The organism is Marivita sp. GX14005 (assembly GCF_023370775.1).
GTDB lineage: Bacteria > Pseudomonadota > Alphaproteobacteria > Rhodobacterales > Rhodobacteraceae > Marivita.
In genome coordinates, this window is record NZ_JAMCCQ010000002.1 from 123,139 (window position 1) to 142,248 (window position 19,110).

Sequence of the window (19,110 nt, forward strand, 5' to 3'; positions counted from 1 at the left end):
CCAATGGGAGGACAAAATGAAACGCTACAGGAAAATGGCCCTCACCGCCGCGCTTGGCGCGGTGATCGGCACCGGCGCGATGGCGCAGGAGCTATACACGCCCAACATGGCCTACCGGACGGGGCCGTTCGCGGCGACGGGAATCCCGCTGATGAACGGGCAGGCCGATTACATGACGCTGCTCAACGAACGCGACGGCGGGATCGGCGGTGTGAAGGTCGATTTCGAGGAATGTGAAACCGGCTATTCCACCGAAAAGGGGGTGGAATGTTATGAAAAGACCAAGGGCAAGGCGATCGTGACGCAGCCCTGGTCCACCGGGATCACGCTTCAGGTGCTGCCGAAGGCCAACGTGGATGAGATCCCGATCCTCGCATCCGGTTACGGCTTCTCTCCGATGGCCGATGGCAAAGTGTTCCAGTGGGCCTTCAACGTGCCGGCCGGGTACTGGGACGGGGCGGATATGATCATCCAGTATCTCGAGGAGCAGGGCTCGCTCGATGGCAAGAAGATCGCGTTCCTGCATCTCGATCACCCGTTCGGCAAGGAGCCGTTGCCGGTTCTTGAGATGCATGCCGAGGACAAGGGCTTCGAGCTGGTTCCGATCCCGGTGGGTCTCAAGGAAATGCAGAACCAGTCGGCGCAATGGCTGCAGATCCGCCGCGAACGGCCCGATTACGTGATCATGTGGGGCTGGGGCGCGATGAATGCGGGCGCCATCACCGAGGCGGTCAAGACCAAGTTCCCGATGGAGAACATGATCGGCGTCTGGTGGGCCGGGCATGATGCCGATCTCAAACTCGTGGGCGAGGACGGCAAGGGCTACAAGTCGATTTCCTGGTCCTTCCCGAACCCCGATGCGCCGGTGATGCAGGAGCTTCGGGAAAAGGTCATCGATGCCGGCCTGAGCCAGACCAATCCCGAAGAAGCCGAAGGCGTGTTCTACGGGCGCGGGCTTGTCATGTCGATGATCCTGGCCGAGGCGATTAAGAACGCGCAGGAGAATTTCGATACTGCCGAGATCAGCCCGGAACAGTTGCGCTGGGGTCTGGAGAATATCGATCTGACCGAAGAGCGCATCGCCGAGCTTGGCATGGAGGGGATGGTGCCGCCGTTTTCGACCTCCTGCGCGAACCATACCGGCCATTCGGGCGGCTGGATGCTGGAGTGGGATGGCGAGAAATTCGTCAAGGCGTCCGATCTGCTGAAAGCGAATGTGGACGGGTATCGCGATCTGATCGACTCCTCCGCGGCCGATTATGCCGAAGCGAACGCGCCCTGGCCTGTCAATGAGGACTGCGCGGCCGAATAGGGCGCGCTGATCCGTCACCGGCGACGCGGGCCGTCGCCGGTGCTTTCGAGTATTTTTGACGAGAAGAAGAACGATGCTGGACGCCGGACCCACCGATGAGACCCTGCTCGAGGTCAACAATATCGAGGTGATCTACAATCACGTCATCCTCGTGCTGAAAGGGGTCAGCCTGTCGGTGAAGAAGGGCGGGATCACCGCGCTTCTGGGCGGCAATGGCGCAGGCAAGACGACGACGCTCAAGGCGATTTCCAACCTGCTTCATTCGGAGCGCGGGGAGGTGACGAAGGGGTCCATCCTCTACCAGGGCGAGCGGGTTCAGGATCTCGACCCGGCGGCGCTGGTCAAGCGCGGAGTGATCCAGGTGATGGAGGGGCGCCATTGTTTCGAACATCTGACGGTCGAAGAGAACCTTCTGACGGGCGCCTATACCCGCGGCGACGGCAAGGGCGCGATCGAGGCCGATTTGCAGATGGTTTACGAGTATTTCCCGCGCCTCAAGGAACGGCGCCGCAGCCAGGCCGGCTATACCTCGGGCGGCGAGCAGCAGATGACGGCGATCGGCCGCGCCCTGATGTCCCGGCCGCAGACGGTCCTTCTCGATGAGCCGTCCATGGGCCTTGCACCGCAACTGGTGGAGCAGATTTTCGAAATCGTGAAATCGGTCAACGAGAATGAGGGTGTATCCTTCCTTCTGGCCGAGCAGAACACCAATGTCGCCCTGCGCTATGCGCATCAGGGCTATATCCTTGAGAATGGGCGCGTCGTGCTGGATGGCCCAGCGGCGGATCTGCGCGAGAACCAGGACGTCAAGGAATTCTATCTCGGGATGTCGGACGAGGGTCGCAAATCCTTCCGCGACGTGCGGTCCTACCGTCGGCGCAAACGCTGGCTGGCCTGACGCGATGCACGACACCCGAGTTCGACCGACCCGATGGAGAGCGCCATGAGCCGCTATTACGACGATCTGGAAACCCGCAGCGCGGATGCGCGTCGCGCCGCGCAGGAAGCCGCGCTGATCGAGCAGGTTCGCCGCGTCGCCGCGGCGCCGGGATCCTGGCTCGAGGGGGCCGGGATCGGCTCACTCGATGATTTGCCGCGCCTGCCGGTTCTGCGCAAATCCGATCTGGTGGCGCAGCAGAAGGACAAGCCCCCTTTCGGCGCGGTGCCGGTGTCGAATATCGCGCATGTCTTCCAATCGCCCGGGCCGATCTACGAGCCGGGCGGCGCGGGCCACGATTGGTGGCGCATGGGGCGGTTCCTGCACGCGTGCGGGATCGGGGCGGATGACGTGGTGCAGAACTGTTTCGGCTATCATCTGACGCCGGCCGGCATGATCTTCGAGAACGGTGCGAGTGCGGTCGGAGCAAAGGTGTTTCCCGCCGGCACCGGACAGACAGAGTTGCAGGCGCAGGCCGCGCATGATCTGGGCGTGTCCGCTTTTGCCGGCACGCCGGATTATCTCAAGGTCATTCTGGAGAAGGCCGACGAGATGGGCCTTGCCTTGCGCATTACCCGAGCCGCGGTGGGGGGCGGCGCGCTCTTCCCATCCTTGCGTAGCTTTTATGCCGAGCGTGGCATCATCTGCCGGCAATGTTATGCCACGGCGGATCTGGGCAATATCGCTTACGAAAGCGAGGCCGAGGAGGGCATGATCCTCGATGAGGGGGTGATCGTCGAGATCGTCACGCCGGGGACCGGCGATCCGGTGCCGGAGGGCGAGGTCGGCGAGGTGGTCGTGACGACGCTCAATCCCGATTATCCGCTGATCCGCTTTGCGACCGGCGATCTGAGCGCGATCCTGCCGGGACAAAGCCCGTGCGGGCGCACCAACATGCGGATCAAGGGCTGGATGGGGCGCGCCGATCAGACGACCAAGATCAAGGGCATGTTCGTGCGCCCCGAGCAAGTCGCGGCGCTTGTGGCGCGGCACGAGGAGATCGAGCGCGCCCGCGTGATCGCCAGTCGCGATGGCGAGATGGACGTGATGACCGTGCGGATCGAAACGGCAGCACAGGATGGCGCGATTTTCGAGCCGAGCGTTCTGGAGACACTCAAGCTCAGGGGCCGCGTCGAGCTGGTGCCGCCGGGGGCCTTGCCGCGCGACGGGCTGGTGATCGAGGATGCGCGAAGCTACGACTAGCGCGTTTTTCGGCCCGCTATTGGATAACTTTCGCGTTTTGTGCGTTGTCCTCGTGAGAAAGATGGAGGCTGCGCTTATGAAACGTCTGATTCTACCGCTATCCGCGGCGGCGCTGCTGGCCGGTCCGGCTTGGGCCGAGAGCAGCGATATTCTGATCCTTGGCAACAGCGATCGCGGCGTCTTGCAACGTCTGACGGGCGGCGGCGATCTGAGCGGCCTGCGGGGCGCTTTCGAGGAGCGCGGCGCGGAGGTCAGCCTTGCCACCGATGCCGACGCTGAAACGATGCGCGAGGCGTTTCGCGATTTCGTGGGTGGACTGGACGCGGGCACGGAGGATGTGGTGATCGTCCTGACCGGGCGGTTCGTTTCGACCGTGGCCGGCAGCTATCTTTTGCCCGAGGACAGTAGCGACGATCCGGCGTTGGCCGATGTTCTGATCGAGGGTTTCCCGCTTGATGCCGTTTACGCCGTCGCGGCGAACTATCCGGGGCGGGCGCTGATCGTTCTTGGAGAGACGGATCAGGAGGGCGATCTTGCGCCCGGACTCTCGGTCGAGCTGCCGCTTGGCGAAGTGCCGCAGGGCGTCACCATTGCCATCGGTCCGGCAGGCAACGCCGCCGAGTTCACAGCGCAGCTTGCGGATGCGACAGGGGCGGATGTGCTGCCGCTCGCGCGGGCCGAAGGGCTGAGCCTCAAGGGGTTCGTGCCGCGCGAATTGCCGATGCTCGATGCGGAGGTCACCGATCTGCCGCAGGTCACCGACGATGGTGCGACGCAGGCGAACGCCGAGGCGGACGTCGCCGCCTGGGAGGAGGCGCAAGGGGCCGATACGCAAGCGGCCTATGAGACCTATCTCGCCGCCTTTCCCGAAGGCAGCAAGGCCGCTGAGGCGCGTCAGCGATTGGCGACGATCAAATCCGAACCGTTCTATCGCGAGAAACGGGCGGAGGAGGCGCTTGGCCTCTCCCGCGATGCGCGCCGGGAGATCCAGCGCGATCTGGCGCTTCTGGGCTACAACACGCGGGGGATCGACGGTATTTTCGGCCGCGGCACCCGCGCCGCCGTGACCGCTTGGCAGGAAGAAAACGATGCGCAGGCGACGGGTTATCTGACTGCCAATCAAATCTCGCGGCTGGATGCGCAGGCTGAACGCCGGGCTGCCGAACTGGAGGAGGAGGCCCGCCAGCGGCAGGCCGAGCTCGAGCGCCAGGACCGGACCTTTTGGGAGGAAACCGGCGCCAAGGGCGACGAGGCCGGGTATCGCGCCTATCTCAAGCGCTATCCCGATGGCCAATATGCCGAGGCCGCGCAGGAACGTCTGAACGCCATCGAAGCCCGCCGACGGGCTGAAGCCGAAGATCAGGACGCCACGCGATGGCAGCAGGCGCGTCAACAGGACACGCAGGACGCATATCGCGCCTATCTGAACGAGCGGCCGAACGGTGCCTTCGTCGAGGAAGCGCGCGCGCGGATCGACTGGCTGGAGCGGAACGCCGCGCAAAGCGCCGAGCAGGCGCAGGCCGAGGCCGAGGAAGCGGCGCTGAACCTCAATCCGGCTGCCCGCCGGCTGGCTGAGGCACGGCTCGAATCGCTGGGGTTGGAGCCCGGTGCGGTGGATGGGCGCTTCGATGAGGACTCCCGCCGCGCGATTCGGCGCTATCAGGAGGCGCGCGAGCTGCGCGTGACGGGTTATCTCGATCAGCCGACGGTGGTGCGGCTTCTAGCCGATACGCTGCTGCGCTAATGAAAAAGGCCACCCGTTCGGGGTGGCCTTTCGCGTGTTCTGAGTTCTCCGCTCAGCCCTGGCGGGCCTTGAAGCGGCGCTGCGTCTTGTTGATGACGTAGACGCGGCCCTTGCGGCGCACAACGCGGCAGTCGCGATGGCGGTTCTTGAGCGAACGGAGCGAGTTTCTGACCTTCATCGGTCTCTCCTCATGTCGCGGCGCGCGAGCGCCTCTCGGGTTGCGGTTGCCCTGATCCGGGGATCAGAACGGTGAATTCGATGGTGGGCGATACAAGGTTCGAACTTGTGACCCCTTCGATGTCAACGAAGTGCTCTACCACTGAGCTAATCGCCCTCTATACCGGTTCGGGCCGAAGCGCCCCAAATAAAAGGGGCGCGTCAATCCGCGCCGGTGACGGGTCTATAAAAGGAGTCGGAGGGAGGATCAAGGGCTTTTGATGAACGAAAAATTCGGTCTATTGTAGCGGATACGGAGGGCGTATGCCGAAATTCGCTTATCATCTGTCCGAGCCGGAGATCTGCCAGTCGCGGGTCGTGTTCGCATCGCCCCATTCGGGGCGCGATTACTGCTGGTCGTTCCTGCGGCGCACGGTGCTCGACGAACGGACGATCCGCTCCTCCGAGGATGCCTTTGTCGACAGGCTCTTCGATTGCGCACCGCAATTCGGCGCGCCGTTTCTCAAGGCGGGTGCGCCGCGTGCCTTCATCGATCTCAACCGCAGTGCCGAGGAACTCGATCCCGCATTGGTCGAAGGGGTGCGGCGACAAACCCACAACCCGCGCGTGGCGTCGGGCCTTGGCGTGGTGCCGCGCGTCGTTGCGAACGGGCGCGCGATCTATTCCGGCAAGCTGGCGATGAGCGAGGTCGAGGGCCGGATCGCGGATTATTGGCATCCTTATCACGACAGGTTGCGCGCCTTGATCGCACAGGCGCATATGCGGTTCGGGGAGGCAATTCTGGTCGATTGCCATTCCATGCCGCATGAGGCGCTGGACGGTGTAGCCAAATCGTCCGCGCGCCGTCCGCAGATCGTTCTGGGTGACAGGTTCGGCGCGTCCGCCAGCCGGACAGTGGTGGACCGGATCGAGGCGGCCTTTTCCGATGCCGGTCTGACCGTCGCGCGGAACACGCCCTTTGCCGGTGCCTATATCACGCAGGCTTATGGCCGCCCCTCGCGGGGCCAGCACGCCGTTCAGATCGAGATCGACCGCTCGCTTTACATGGATGAGGTCGCCGTGCGGCCGAATGCGAATTTCCACAATTTCCGCAAGCTTCTGCGCAGCGTCGTGGCCGAGATCGCGGCGATGGGTCAGGCCGACGATATGCCGGTTGCTGCGGAATGATGGCTCAGAAGAGTGCTTCGAGCGCCTGCTTCAGGGGCGCGGTGTCGCGAATCGCGAGCCGGACAGGCACGGTCAGAACCTTCATCCGGTAGCTTTGCGGCAGCCGCACGCCGTCCTTCTCTGTCGTGACCAGTTGGGCATTGGCCGCTGCCGCATCCTTTTCGAGCCGGGCCAGCAAGGCAGGGCCGAGCGTCTGATGATCGTCGAGCGCGCGGGTTTCGATCAGATCGACACCCAGATCGCGCAGCGTGAGAAAGAACTTCTCGGGATGGCCGATCCCGGCAAAGGCAAGCGCACGCAGGCCATCCCAGTCCATGCCCGTTTGAAGCGGCGCGAGATGGCCTGTCAGATGCGGCACGGGAATGCGGGCGCCCCAAAGCTCGGCAAACCGCGATTGCGCGTCATCCGGGCCGATGGAAAGCACCAGATCGGCCCGCGCCATCGCCGCGCCGACAGGTTCGCGCAGCGGACCGGCGGGAATGCAGCGGCCATTGCCGAAGCCCCGAAGGGCATCGACCACGATGATCGAAAGATCCCTGGCAAGAGCAGGGTTCTGAAACCCGTCATCGAGCAGGATCGCCTGCGCCCCCGCACGCACCGCCGCGCGCGCGCCCTCGGCTCGGTCGCGTGACACCCAAACCGGGCCGAAGGCCGATAACAGCAGCGGCTCGTCGCCGACATCGCCCGCCCCGTGCCGGCGTGGATCGACCTGAACCGGCCCGGCGAGCGATCCGCCATAGCCGCGCGAGACGACATGCGCCTGCTTCCCCATATCGCTCAGCATTTGCATCAGCGCGATCACGGTCGGCGTCTTGCCCGTCCCGCCCGCGTTGACATTACCGGCGCAGATCACCGGAACGCCGACGCGCTCGGGCGTGCCGCGCCGCAAACGGCGCTCGGTCAGCTTGGCATAGAGCGCACCGAACGGCGCGAGCAGGCGCGCCTGCCATCCGGGCGCATCGGGCGGCGCTGTCCAGAAGGCTGGCGGTCTCATGGGCTGTCCTCTATCGCGTCGAGCCACTCGTTGACCTGTGCCAGCACCATATCGGCCGTCTCCGCGCCCGAGGATACAACGTTCCAGCCCGCATGGGCCATCGCCGCCGCGCGATCCGGGGCGATAAGATGCGTGACCGCCGCGCTCAGCGATTCCATGTCCTTCACGATCCGCGCGGCGCCGGCGGACACGAGCCGTGAATAGGCGGGCAGGTGATTGCCGACATTCGGCCCATAGAGAATCGCCGATCCCAGCGCCGCGGCCATCATGGGCGATTGCCCACCCGCCCCGCTGACCAGCGATCCGCCAAGGAATGTCAGCGGCGAGATGCGATACCAGAGCCCCAGTTCCGTGTCGTCACCGGCGAGCAGAACCTGCGTGTTCTCGTCCGGCATCTCGCCATGATCCCACCGCGCGAGCCGCAGGCCGACCTGCTGGCAACATTCGGCCATTTCGGGCTCATCATCGGGATCCTGCGGCACGACGACGAGAAGCAGCCGGTGCGACAAACGGCAAGCCCGCCGATGCGCCCGCATCACGGCATCCGCTTCCCTGCTCAACAAACCGGCCGCGAGCCAGACCGGCCGACCGGCAAGCGCCGAGGTCAATTCCTCGTGCAGCCCGTCATGACTGTCGAGGGGCACGATCTCTCGCTCGATCGGCGTCGCCGTTTCGATCTTGCTCGCAGGCACACCGAGACGGCGCATCCTCTGCGCCGCCTGAGCGTTCTGCGCAAAAATCGTGTGGAAGAGCCCCAACGCCCCCGGCGTCGCATCCGGCAGCAACCGCTTCTGCGGTTGCTGCCAGACGGCATCCTCGGCATCGACCAGAAGCATATGCGCGCCCCGATCGGAGGTTTCCGAGATCAGTGCAGGGCGCAGCCCGTTGCCCGCCCAAATCAGAATATCGGGCCGCCAGTGATCCAGAAACCGCTCGATATCGCCGAGCGTTTCGGGCGGCGGTGCGTGGACCTCCGCGCCATCGAGCGAAAATCCCTGGGTTTCCGTCGCATCGCATGTCAACAGGAGCGAGGCATCGCTGCGCTGAAGCCTCAAGCGGGCAATCAGGGTATGGAGCGTTTCGAGCCGCTCGCGCGTATCGCTGTGCAGCCACATCACCGCGCCATCCGGACGATCGGGCCAACGGGCGGCGTCCTCGGCTTGACGCTCGCGCCCGCGCGCCAGGGCCAGATAGGCGCTCAGGGTGAATGGCTTGCGGACCAAGCGCCTAGCCCTGATCCTCGGGTTGGCTCGTGCTGGCATCCATCAGCTTTTCCAGATCGCCGAGGAAATAACGCATATGCGCATTGTCGACGGTGCGCTGAGCCTCGTTCTTCCAGGCGTCATAGGCGGATTTGCGATCCGGGAAAATTCCCACGACATGAATGTCCGCAGGGTTTTTGAAGACGTTGCGCTCCGGCGTTTCAAGTTCGCCGCCGAAGACGATATGCAGATGTTGGCTCATGTCGTGGTCCTTCCTGTTTGGGTCGGCGCCAACCTATGGTCTGCGGCCAAGGGGTCAAGCGGCATCAAAGATGTGGCGCATCGATCAGTTTCTTGATCGCCCGCGTATGATCCGGCGCGGCGGCGCAGATATCCGCGCCGAGCTCGCGCGTGGTTTCGGCCAAAGCCTCCTGCGGCACGATCCTGTCGATCAAACCCCACTCCCGCGCCTCTTCGGCACCGATCTTCTGCCCGGCCATCAGGATCATCTTCGCCCGCGCCGGACCGACAAGCGCCCGCAATCGCGCGGGATCGGATGGTTGCGGCAGAAAGCCGAGCTTCATCACCGGGTAGAAGATCCGAGCCTGGGGCGCCGCGATGCGCAGATCGCAAGCCAGCACCATGCCCATCGCGCCGCCCGCTGCCGTTCCGTTCAGCGCGGCGATGGTCAACCCCGGATGCCCGGCGATGGCTCCCGACAGCTCCTCCCATAGGGGACTCGTCGCGAGCCCCGCTCGCGCCGCGTCGAGATCGGCGCCGGCGGAAAACACCCGCCCCGCGCCCGTCAGGACAAGCACCGGCGCATCGCGCGCGGCGTCGACGGCGTCGCGCAGCGCTTCCAGCATCTCGCCGGTCAGCGAATTGGCTTTCTCGGGACGGTTGATCGTCAGAATCCGCAGCGCACCGTCGTCGGTTGTCTCGATCACGCCAGACCGACCTTTTGCCGGATGGCTTCATCGCGCAGCGAAAGTTCCTCGCCCAGATGGCCGTCGGCCTCCGGGCCGCACATCCACAAAAGCGCCCTGGCTGGCCAGTCGGCCGGAATATGATCCGACCAGTCGAGTTTGCTGACCCGGTTGATCCCGCTCGCCTTGATCTCGCGCTGCATCTGCGTGGCGACCGTGCCCGGAGACAGGCCCATCGCGCGGATGCCCTTGCCCGCCATCTCGGTATGCAGGCACCGCGTCAGCATCGCCGCGCCGGCCTTCGATGCGCAGTAATGCGCCCAGCCTTCGATCGGGTTGTGCGCGGCGCCCGAACTGATCGTCAGGATCGTGCCGCCGCCTTGTCGTTGCATGACGGGCAGGGCGGCGTGGATCCCGTGGAACACGCCCTTGAGGTTGATGTCGATGACCTGCCCCCAGCCTTCGGGATCGACCTCGTTCAGACAAGCGATAGGTTCGATCACCCCGGCATTGTTGACCAGCACATCGAGGCCGCCAAACGCCTTCACGCAATTCGCGACCGCCTGTTCAACTTCCCAATAGCGGCTTATGTCGCAAGGAATGGCCACGGCCTTCGGCCCGATTTCGCCGGCCAGATCGGCGATCTGTTCGGCCGAGCGTGCCAGAAGGGCGACATTCGCGCCTGCGGCGGCGAAAACCCGCGCGGTTTCGGCGCCGATGCCGCGGCTCGCGCCCGTGATGAGCGTGGTTTTTCCCGTCAGGTCGGTCATTGGAACACCTCCTTCATGTCTTGCGTTGGTGCCGGAAAGGTGAGCCTAGAGCGCGCGGTCGGCAGGGTCCAGCCACTTGACCCTGCGATGTAGGCGTCGGAAGCTAGGCCCAAGTTCAGTTCAAAGGAAACCGCCATGCCCTCGCTCCACCGCCTCTCGACCTGTTCCGCCTTCGCCCTCGCCATGGCCGCCGGACCGGCCGCTGCCGATCTGACCGCCCAGCAGGTCTGGGACGGGCTCGAAGCGGCCATGCAGGATTTCGGCTACAGCGTCGAAGCGACCGAAAACCCGGCGGAAGACGGACTGACGGTCCGTGACGTGACCATGCGTTTCGACATGCCCGAGGATGACGGCACCGTGTCCTTCACGCTCGACGAGATCACGTTCACCGAAAACTCCGATGGCTCCGTGGCGATGAGCTATCCGGCCTCCATGCCGATCACCGTGGATGCCGCGCCCGAGGATGGGGAGGCCGTCAAAATGATGCTGAACCTGACGCAATCCGGGCTGTCCATCGTGGCTTCTGGATCGCCCGATGCAATGACCTACACCTATGATGCGGATATGCTGTCGCTGGCGCTGGAAGAGTTGGAGGTCGACGGCGAAACCCTTGGCCGCGACGATGCGAGCTTCACGCTCGCACTGAACGGGCTGGACGGCGTGTCCACGATCGAAAAGGACGGCGCGACCCTAATGAACCAGGATCTGCGCGCCCGGACCGCACGCTATGATTTCGCCTTTGCCGATCTCGAAAGCGAGGGGCGCGCGAAGGTGAGCGGTTCGATGGAGAACCTGACGACCGAAAGCACATCCTATCTGCCGGAAGGGTTCGACAGCGCCGATCCGCAGTCCTTCGCCACTGGCGGGTTTTCCGCAAGCGGTCGTCTGGGCTACGAGAACGGGCGGACCGAATTCACCGTGACCGAGGAAAACGGCGAAACGACCGGCAATACCGCTACCGCCAGCGTCGAGCTGGTATTCGAGATGAACGGCGAGACACTGGGTTACAGCGTGTCGGCCAAGGACCAGAAAGCCGATGTCAACGGCCCGGACATGCCGGTTCCGGTCAGCTTCAGCATGAGCGAGAGTGCCTTCAACTTCACCGTTCCCATCGCCGCCGCGACGGAGCCGCAGGAGATGGCGTTCGGTCTGACGCTGGCCGGCTTCGAAATGTCCGAAGAGCTTTGGGCCCTGTTCGACCGGGGCGGCGCGCTGCCGCGCGATCCGGCGACCATCGCAATCGACGTGACCGGCAAGGTGACGCCTTTCGTCAACCTGTTCGATCCCGAGGAGATGGAGAAGATCGAGGAAACCGGCGCCGCTCCGGGCGAGCTCAACGCGCTGACGCTGAACGATCTGACCATCGAACTTGCCGGCGCGAGCCTCGGCGGAACCGGGTCTTTCACCTTCGACAATGACGATCTGAAGAGCTTTGACGGATTCCCGCGCCCCGAGGGGGCCGTGAACCTGACGCTCGAAGGGGCCAACGCTCTGATCGACCAGTTGATCGGGATGGGCGTCTTGACGCAAGAGGACGCGATGGGCGCGCGCATGATGATCAACATGTTCGCGGTGCCGGGCGATGATCCCGACACGCTGACCTCTTCGATCCAGGTGAACGAACAAGGTCACGTTCTGGCGAATGGAATGCGGATCAGGTGACGGCGGATCGGGCATGTCGTCCCCGGACTTGACCGGGGATGACGTGAACCGCCATCTGTCATCCTCGGATTCGACTTGAGAATCTCATATTCACGAGAACCCCGGGTCAAGCCCGGCGATGGCGCCCAAGAGCCCCATCACCCCCGCATCAAATCAGGCAGATCGCCCCCCAGACCTGCGGCCTCGCGGATGAAAGCGCGGCGGGCGGCGGGGATCGCGTTGATCGCGGCCATGCCCAGATCACGCGCCAAGCGAAGAAAGGAACTGTCGTTCGAAAACAGCCGGTTGAACGTATCCGTCGCGGCCAGAAGCGTGGCGGTATCGAAGCCGCGCCATTGCGCATAGCGGCCCAGAACCTGTGCACTGGCGATATCCTCGCCGCGTCGCAGGGCGTGGGATAGCACATGCGCCAGCGCCGCCACATCGCGCAATCCGGCGTTCAGCCCCTGGCCCGCGATCGGATGCATCCCATGCGCCGCATCGCCGACGAGCGCCAGACGGTCCGCGGTGAAGCGGTTGGCCAGCGTCAGGCCCAGCGGATAGGTGAACCGATCGCCGGCCAGCGAAATCTCGCCCAGAAAATCGCCGAAGCGGGGGCGCAGGACCGTCAGGTAGTCCTCTTCGGGCAGCGCGTTGATCTCTTCGGCCAGATCGCTCTTCTCGGCCCAGACGATGGAGGAGCGATTGCCCGGCAGCGGCAGGATCGCCAGCGGCCCGGCGGGCAGGAAAAGCTGATGCGCGACGCCGCCATGCGGCTTTTCATGCGCAATTGCGCAAACCAGCGCGGTTTGCCCGTAATTCCAGGCAGTGCGGCGGATCCCCGCCCGCTCTGCCGTGCCGCTGCGGCGACCATCGGCGCCGACGATCAGACGCCCGGTCAGCACCTCGCCCGAGGCCAGAGTGACCGACGCGCCCGAAGCCTTCACCTCCTGCGCGACGACCCTTTCGCCTGCGCGATGCGTGACCTTGTCGGCACTTTCCATACCGTCCAGCAAAGCGCGCCGCAAATAGCGATCTTCGAGCATGTGCCCCATCGGGCCTTCCTCGATTTCCGCGCTTTGGAAATGCAGGCCCAAGAACACCTCGGCATCCCCGGCGCGCCCGTCGCTGACCTTGATTTCCCGCATCGGCTGCGCATCGCCCTTCAACCCGTCCCAGAGGCCGAGCGCGTCCAGCATCCGAACGGAGGCGAGAGCCAGCGCATAGGCGCGGCCGTCGAAATTGTCGCTCTTGCGCGCGCCCTCGGGCTGCGCATCGACGACGGTGCTCGTCAGCCCGGCTTGGGCGGCGGCAAGCGCCAGCACCGGGCCATTGAGCCCGCCGCCGACGATCAGAAGGTCGGAAGTCATGGTCATGCCGCGAAATATGGGCGCGCGGGCGGGATTGTCCATGCGCTTCTCTGCCGCTACCGTCCCGCCGGCAGGCAAGGAGGCGCGAATGAGCGACTGGCAGGACATGACGGCGGCCGATCTGGGGCGCGGCATCGGCGCAAAGCAGATCGACCCGGTCGAGTTGACGCGTGACTTTCTGGACCGGATCGACGCGCATCCGTACCGGGATCGCATATATGCGCGCGTCACGCCCGACCGGGCGCTCGCCGAGGCCGGCGCCGCGCACGAGCGCGCGCGGCTCGGTCTGCGCCGCTCACCACTCGATGGTGTTCCGATCAGCTGGAAGGATCTCTTCGACACTGCCGGGACCGTCACCGAAGCGGGATCCAAACTGCTTGAAGGGCGCATGCCGGACGCGGATGCAGAGGTTGTCGCGGCTGCTACGCATCAGGGGCTGGTTTGCCTCGGCAAGACCCATATGAGTGAACTGGCCTTCTCTGGTCTCGGTTTGAATCCCAAGACGAATACGCCGCCCAATGCGCATGACGAGGCCAACGCGCCGGGCGGATCATCCTCCGGAGCGGCGGTCTCGGTGGCTTTCGGGCTGGCGGCCGCCGGGATCGGATCGGACACCGGCGGATCGGTGCGTGTGCCGGCGGCGTGGAACGATCTGGTCGGGCTGAAAACCGCCTCCGGCGTTTTGAGCCTGCAAGGCACGGTTCCGCTCGCGCCCAGGTTCGATACGGTCGGCCCGCTGACCCGATCGGTCGAGGACGCGGCGCTGCTTTTCGCGGCGATGGCGGGGCAGGGGGCTGTCGATCTGGCTGGCGCATCGCTCAAGGGGCGGCGGCTCGCCGTCTTGACCACCGTTGCCTTCGACGACATCCGCGATGCCCCACGCGAAGCGTTCGAAAGCGCCATCGCCGCCTTCCACGCCGCCGGAGCGGAGATCACGGAAATCGCCATTCCCGAGCTTGACGACGCCCTGGCCCTGTCGCCCATCCTCTACGGCTCCGAAGCCTATGGCACCTGGAAAGACGTGATCGAGGCGAACCCGGAGGCCATGTTCTCGGAAATCCTCGCGCGGTTCCGGTCAGGCAAGGAATTCGGCGCCGCCGATTACGTTGCAGCTTGGCATCGGATCGACCGCACTCGCGCGCTTTACCTGCGCGAAACCGCCGGATTCGACGCCGTTCTCTGCCCGACCTGCCCGATCACCCCGCCCAACGTGGAGCGTCTGCTGACCGAAAGCGCCTATTACGTCACCGAGAACCTTCTGACGCTGCGCAATACACGCATCGGCAACCTGATGGGGCTGAGCGTGTTGCAACTGCCCACGGGCGTACCGTCTTGCGGGGTGTCGCTGATGATGCCACCGGCGCAGGAACGGCGGCTTTTGCGTCTCGGCGCGGCGGCCGAAGCGGCACTGGCCTGAAAACCACAACACCCTGATCGCCGCGCTGTTTTTCTGGACGCCTGTGGCCCGGCTATGTAGTTTGGCAGGCAAAGAGGACGCCAACGATCCTCGACCTGAGGCAGTATGACTATGTTTCCCGAGCGGTTTTCCAACCTGCCGCCCTATGCATTCCCGCGTCTGCGCGCCTTGCTCGACATGCACGAGCCGGGCGGCCCGGTGCTGCATATGACCATCGGGGAGCCGAAACACGCCTTTCCCGAATGGATCGGGCAGATCCTCGCGGAAAATATCGCCGGCTTCAACCGATACCCGCCGAACGAAGGCACGCCTGAACTGCGCGCCGCGATTCGCGATTGGCTGGCGCGGCGCTATGGCGTCACGCTCGATGCCGAGACGCAGATCATGCCGCTCAACGGCACGCGCGAAGGGCTCTACAACGCGGGCATGGCGCTCTGTCCCGAGGCGAAACGGGGCGGCAAGCCTGTCGTTCTGATGCCGAACCCGTTTTACCAGGTCTATCTCGTCTCGGCCCTCTCGGTCGCGGCAGAGCCGGTTTTCGTTAACGCGACCGGGGATACCGGCCATCTGCCCGATTTCACCCGGTTATCGCCCGAAACGCTGGACCGCACGGCGCTCGCGTATATCTGCTCTCCGGCCAATCCGCAGGGCGCGGTGGCGGATCCGGACTATTGGCGTGACCTGATCGCGTTGGCCGAGAAACACGATTTCAAGATCCTCGCCGACGAATGCTACTCGGAGATCTATCGCGGCACGCCGCCTGTCGGCGCCTTGCAGGTCGCGAATGAGATGGGCGCCGATCCGGAGCGGGTGGCGGTGTTCCATTCGCTTTCCAAACGCTCCAACCTGCCGGGGCTGCGCTCTGGCTTTGTGGCGGGCGGGCCGCAGACGATCGCGCGCATCCAGCAACTACGCAACTATGCCGGTGCGCCGCTTCCGTTGCCGCTGCAAAAGGTGGCGGAAAAGGTCTGGGCCGACGAGAGGCATGTCGAGGAAAACCGTGCGCTTTACGCAGAGAAATTCGCGCTGGCCGACCGAATCCTCGGGGATGTGCCCGGATACACCGCGCCGGAAGCGGGGTTCTTCCTGTGGCTGCCGGTGGACGATGGCGAGGCCGCGGCGCTGAAACTCTGGCGCGAGACCGGCGTGCGCGTGCTGCCCGGCGCGTATCTTTCGCGCGGCACCGAGGCGGGCAACCCCGGCACGGGCTATATCCGGGTCGCCCTCGTGGCCCCGAAAGACGAAACCGAACGCGGCCTGACGCAGATCAGGGGCTGCCTTTACGGCAGTAAAGAGCAATAAAGAGGCGAGACATGGCATATCACGCACGGGGGCGCGCCCCTCTTTTCGACAGCAACATGCAGGCGGTCATCGAAAAGCGCGGGAAGGAACTGGGCGGGCTCGCGCTGATGGTGCTCGGCATCATGTCTGCGGCGATGATCTGGTCCTATTCGCCCGCCGATCCGAGCTGGCTGTCGGCGACCGACGCGCCGGTGCAGAACTGGCTCGGGCGCACCGGGGCGTCGATTGCCGCGCCGCTGTTCATGATCGTCGGCTGGGCCAGCTGGGGGCTGGCGCTGGTGCTGCTCGTCTGGGGCGCGCGGCTGGCGCTTCACCGGGGCGAGGAGCGTGCCATCTCCCGCCTGATCTTCGCACCGATCTGGATCGCGGTCGCCGCGATCTATGCCGCCGGCGTACCGGAAAGCACCGCCTGGACGCATAGTTTTGGGCTGGGCGGGCTTTTTGGCGACATGATGATGGGCTCGATCCTGACGATGCTGCCGCTTGGCACGAGTTTCGGGCTGAAAGCCGTGATGCTGTTGCTGGGCGGCGTGGTTCTTGCGATGGGGCTTTTCGTTCTGGGCTTCACCAGGCCGGAACTGTCGCGTGTCGGGCGCTTCCTGTTGGTTGGGACGATCATGGTCTATGCCACGCTCTTGTCGCTGCTCGGCAAGGGCGCTTCGGGCGCCGTTGGTGCCGCGCGCCAGATGCAGGAGCGCAGCGCCGAACGCCGCGCGCGCCGCGCCGAATATGCGGCGGAAGAGGCCGATTGGGCCGCCGCGAAGGAACGGCTTCCGGCAGAGCCGCGCGTTCTGCGTGCCGCCACGCCGCCCGCGCCCGAGGCGTTGAAACCCGAGGACAGTTTCGCCGCCGCGCCCGAACCGGCGCGCGCGCCGCAGAAGACCGGCCTCTTCGCCAAGATGCCCTCGCTGATGCGCCGGTCCGATCCCGAACCGGAACTCGTGGAGACCTTCGGGCCGCATGACATGCCCGAAACCCTGCCCGGCGATGACCGCGTGCGCGCCAAGATCGCCGACGCGATCAAATCGCGCGTGCGGGCGAACCCCGCGATCATGTCTGCCGCCGCCGCACCTTTGACCAAAGGGCGGGGCAGGGGGCCCGATCCGCTGATCTTCAAGCCGAATGCCGATCTGCCGCCCGAGCCGCCCGTCACCGCGCGCGCCGCGCCGCAGATGCGCGCCGAGCCGCCCTTGAGCGCCGAGCCGCAAACACCGGTCGAGGACACGTCCGAAGACAATATCTTCGAGGATATGGAATGGACCGATCCGGTGGACCCCGCGCCCATGCCGCCCGCTCCGCCGATGCAGGCGGAGCCGCGCAAGGTGGTTCAACAACCCCAGCGCAAGACCGTGCAAAAATCCCGCCGCGCGCAGGAAGAGGCGCAGCCGCGTCTGAAATTCGACGAGAGCGAAGCCGATTACGAGTTGCCGCCGCTGAACCTGCTCATGGATCCGGCCAATATCGAACGCCACCATTTGAGCGACGAGGCTTTGGAGGAAAACGCCCGGATGCTGGAGGCCGTGCTCGACGACTATGGCGTCAAGGGCGAGATCGTTTCGGTCCGCCCCGGCCCGGTTGTCACCATGTATGAGCTCGAGCCTGCGCCGGGCCTTAAGGCGTCGCGCGTGATCGGGCTGGCCGACGATATCGCGCGCTCCATGTCCGCGCTCTCGGCGCGTGTCTCGACCGTGCCGGGGCGCAGCGTCATCGGGATCGAATTGCCCAATGAAAAGCGCGAGATGGTAAGCTTCCGCGAGATCCTCTCGGCCCGCGACTATGGCGATGGCAACCACAAGCTGCCGCTCGCGCTGGGCAAGGATATCGGCGGCGATCCGATGGTCGCCAACCTTGCCAAGATGCCGCATCTGCTCATCGCCGGGACCACCGGCTCGGGCAAGTCGGTGGCGATCAACACGATGATCCTGTCGCTGCTCTATAAACTCAGCCCGGCTGACCTGCGGCTGGTGATGATCGATCCCAAGATGCTCGAACTTTCCGTTTATGACGGCATCCCGCACCTGCTGTCCCCGGTTGTGACCGACCCGAAAAAGGCGGTCGTGGCGCTGAAATGGGTCGTGGGCGAGATGGAGGACCGCTATCGCAAGATGTCCAAGATGGGCGTGCGCAACATCGACGGCTATAACAGCCGCGTCGCCGATGCCCTGTCGCGCGGTGAGATGTTCGAGCGCACCGTGCAGACGGGCTTTGACGACGAAACCGGGGAGCCGATCTTCGAGACCGAGGAACTCCAGCCCGTCAAGATGCCCTATATCGTGGTGATCGTGGACGAGATGGCCGACCTGATGATGGTCGCCGGCAAGGAGATCGAGGCCTGCATCCAGCGCCTTGCGCAGATGGCGCGGGCGTCCGGCATTCACCTCATCATGGCCACGCAGCGCCCGTCGGTCGATGTCATCACCGGCACGATCAAGGCGAATTTCCCGACACGGATCAGCTTTCAGGTCACGTCGAAGATCGACAGCCGCACCATCCTTGGCGAAATGGGCGCGGAGCAGCTTCTTGGACAGGGCGACATGCTCTATATGGCAGGCGGTGCCAAGATCACCCGCTGCCACGGGCCGTTCGTGTCGGATGAGGAGGTCGAAGAGATCGTCACGCATCTCAAGGCTTACGGCCCGCCCGAATATGTCAGCGGCGTCGTGCAGGGGCCGGACGAGGAAAAGGCCGACGGCATCGATGCGGTGCTAGGCCTCAACACCGGCGGCAACACAGATGGCGAGGATGCGCTCTACGATCAGGCGGTCGCCATCGTCATCCGCGACCGCAAATGCTCCACGTCCTATATCCAGCGCAAGCTTGCCATTGGCTACAACAAGGCCGCGCGGCTGGTCGAGCAGATGGAGGACGAAGGTGTCGTCAGCGCCGCGAACCATGTCGGCAAGCGCGAGATCCTGGTGCCCGAGCAGTAACCCGTGCGCGAGGTCCGG

The 19,110-nt window shown here is 64.9% G+C and carries 16 protein-coding genes and 1 tRNA gene; 9 read left to right on the forward strand and 8 right to left on the reverse strand.

Going from position 1 to position 19,110, the window contains the following annotated elements:
* Window positions 1-16: 16 nt before the first annotated feature.
* The 4 genes from M3465_RS06750 to M3465_RS06765 all read left to right on the forward strand — a co-directional run bounded on the left by M3465_RS06750 (window position 17) and on the right by M3465_RS06765 (window position 5,196).
* On the forward strand, window positions 17-1,312 hold the full coding sequence (locus M3465_RS06750) for an ABC transporter substrate-binding protein (protein WP_249500977.1): 1,296 nt from the start codon (window positions 17-19) through the stop codon (window positions 1,310-1,312).
* A gap of 73 nt (window positions 1,313-1,385) precedes the next feature.
* Entirely contained in the window at window positions 1,386-2,210 is an 825-nt protein-coding gene (locus tag M3465_RS06755; protein WP_249500978.1) for an ABC transporter ATP-binding protein, read from the forward strand.
* A 45-nt stretch (window positions 2,211-2,255) separates the two neighbouring features.
* A complete protein-coding gene (locus tag M3465_RS06760) occupies window positions 2,256-3,452 on the forward strand; it encodes a phenylacetate--CoA ligase family protein (RefSeq protein ID WP_249500979.1) in 1,197 nt (398 codons plus the stop codon).
* A 76-nt stretch (window positions 3,453-3,528) separates the two neighbouring features.
* Complete coding sequence (locus M3465_RS06765) at window positions 3,529-5,196, forward strand: peptidoglycan-binding domain-containing protein (RefSeq protein ID WP_249500980.1); 1,668 nt, start codon at window positions 3,529-3,531, stop codon at window positions 5,194-5,196.
* A gap of 52 nt (window positions 5,197-5,248) precedes the next feature.
* On the opposite strand, the gene ykgO is transcribed toward M3465_RS06765, so the two are convergent.
* A complete protein-coding gene (gene ykgO, locus M3465_RS06770) occupies window positions 5,249-5,374 on the reverse strand; it encodes a type B 50S ribosomal protein L36 (RefSeq protein WP_005850168.1) in 126 nt (41 codons plus the stop codon).
* An 81-nt stretch (window positions 5,375-5,455) separates the two neighbouring features.
* Window positions 5,456-5,530 (reverse strand) — tRNA-Val (locus M3465_RS06775).
* A 146-nt stretch (window positions 5,531-5,676) separates the two neighbouring features.
* Here M3465_RS06775 and M3465_RS06780 point away from each other — a divergent pair.
* The gene (locus M3465_RS06780; protein WP_249500981.1) at window positions 5,677-6,540 is read left to right on the forward strand and encodes an N-formylglutamate amidohydrolase; all 864 of its coding nucleotides are present in this window, start codon (window positions 5,677-5,679) and stop codon (window positions 6,538-6,540) included.
* 4 nt (window positions 6,541-6,544) lie between these two features.
* On the opposite strand, the gene lpxK is transcribed toward M3465_RS06780, so the two are convergent.
* From lpxK to M3465_RS06805, 5 genes are all read right to left on the reverse strand, one after another.
* Window positions 6,545-7,534, reverse strand: coding sequence for a tetraacyldisaccharide 4'-kinase (gene lpxK / locus M3465_RS06785; RefSeq protein ID WP_249500982.1), 990 nt, complete (start codon window positions 7,532-7,534; stop codon window positions 6,545-6,547).
* Window positions 7,531-8,757, reverse strand: a complete 1,227-nt coding sequence (locus M3465_RS06790) for a 3-deoxy-D-manno-octulosonic acid transferase (protein WP_249500983.1) — start codon at window positions 8,755-8,757, stop codon at window positions 7,531-7,533. The genes lpxK and M3465_RS06790 overlap by 4 nt, the downstream gene beginning before the upstream one ends.
* Before the next feature lie 4 nt (window positions 8,758-8,761).
* Entirely contained in the window at window positions 8,762-8,998 is a 237-nt protein-coding gene (locus M3465_RS06795) for a DUF4170 domain-containing protein (RefSeq protein ID WP_249500984.1), read from the reverse strand.
* 64 nt (window positions 8,999-9,062) lie between these two features.
* Window positions 9,063-9,683 carry an enoyl-CoA hydratase/isomerase family protein gene (locus M3465_RS06800; protein WP_249500985.1) on the reverse strand — a complete coding sequence of 207 codons (621 nt, stop codon included), beginning with the start codon at window positions 9,681-9,683 and terminating at the stop codon, window positions 9,063-9,065.
* Entirely contained in the window at window positions 9,680-10,432 is a 753-nt protein-coding gene (locus M3465_RS06805; RefSeq protein ID WP_249500986.1) for an SDR family oxidoreductase, read from the reverse strand. The genes M3465_RS06800 and M3465_RS06805 overlap by 4 nt, the downstream gene beginning before the upstream one ends.
* Before the next feature lie 135 nt (window positions 10,433-10,567).
* On the opposite strand from M3465_RS06805, the gene M3465_RS06810 reads away from it, so the two are divergent.
* Window positions 10,568-12,094: a DUF2125 domain-containing protein gene (locus tag M3465_RS06810; RefSeq protein WP_249500987.1), complete on the forward strand. Its 1,527-nt coding sequence runs from the start codon at window positions 10,568-10,570 to the stop codon at window positions 12,092-12,094.
* A 137-nt stretch (window positions 12,095-12,231) separates the two neighbouring features.
* On the opposite strand, the gene M3465_RS06815 is transcribed toward M3465_RS06810, so the two are convergent.
* Window positions 12,232-13,485: a UbiH/UbiF/VisC/COQ6 family ubiquinone biosynthesis hydroxylase gene (locus M3465_RS06815; RefSeq protein ID WP_249500988.1), complete on the reverse strand. Its 1,254-nt coding sequence runs from the start codon at window positions 13,483-13,485 to the stop codon at window positions 12,232-12,234.
* Window positions 13,486-13,531: 46 nt separating this feature from the next.
* Between M3465_RS06815 and M3465_RS06820 the strand changes: the two genes are divergently transcribed.
* The 3 genes from M3465_RS06820 to M3465_RS06830 all read left to right on the forward strand — a co-directional run bounded on the left by M3465_RS06820 (window position 13,532) and on the right by M3465_RS06830 (window position 19,092).
* Entirely contained in the window at window positions 13,532-14,860 is a 1,329-nt protein-coding gene (locus M3465_RS06820) for an amidase (RefSeq protein WP_249500989.1), read from the forward strand.
* 111 nt (window positions 14,861-14,971) lie between these two features.
* Entirely contained in the window at window positions 14,972-16,162 is a 1,191-nt protein-coding gene (locus M3465_RS06825) for an aminotransferase class I/II-fold pyridoxal phosphate-dependent enzyme (RefSeq protein ID WP_249501604.1), read from the forward strand.
* 11 nt (window positions 16,163-16,173) lie between these two features.
* Window positions 16,174-19,092, forward strand: a complete 2,919-nt coding sequence (locus M3465_RS06830; RefSeq protein WP_249500990.1) for a DNA translocase FtsK — start codon at window positions 16,174-16,176, stop codon at window positions 19,090-19,092.
* Window positions 19,093-19,110 lie beyond the last annotated feature (18 nt).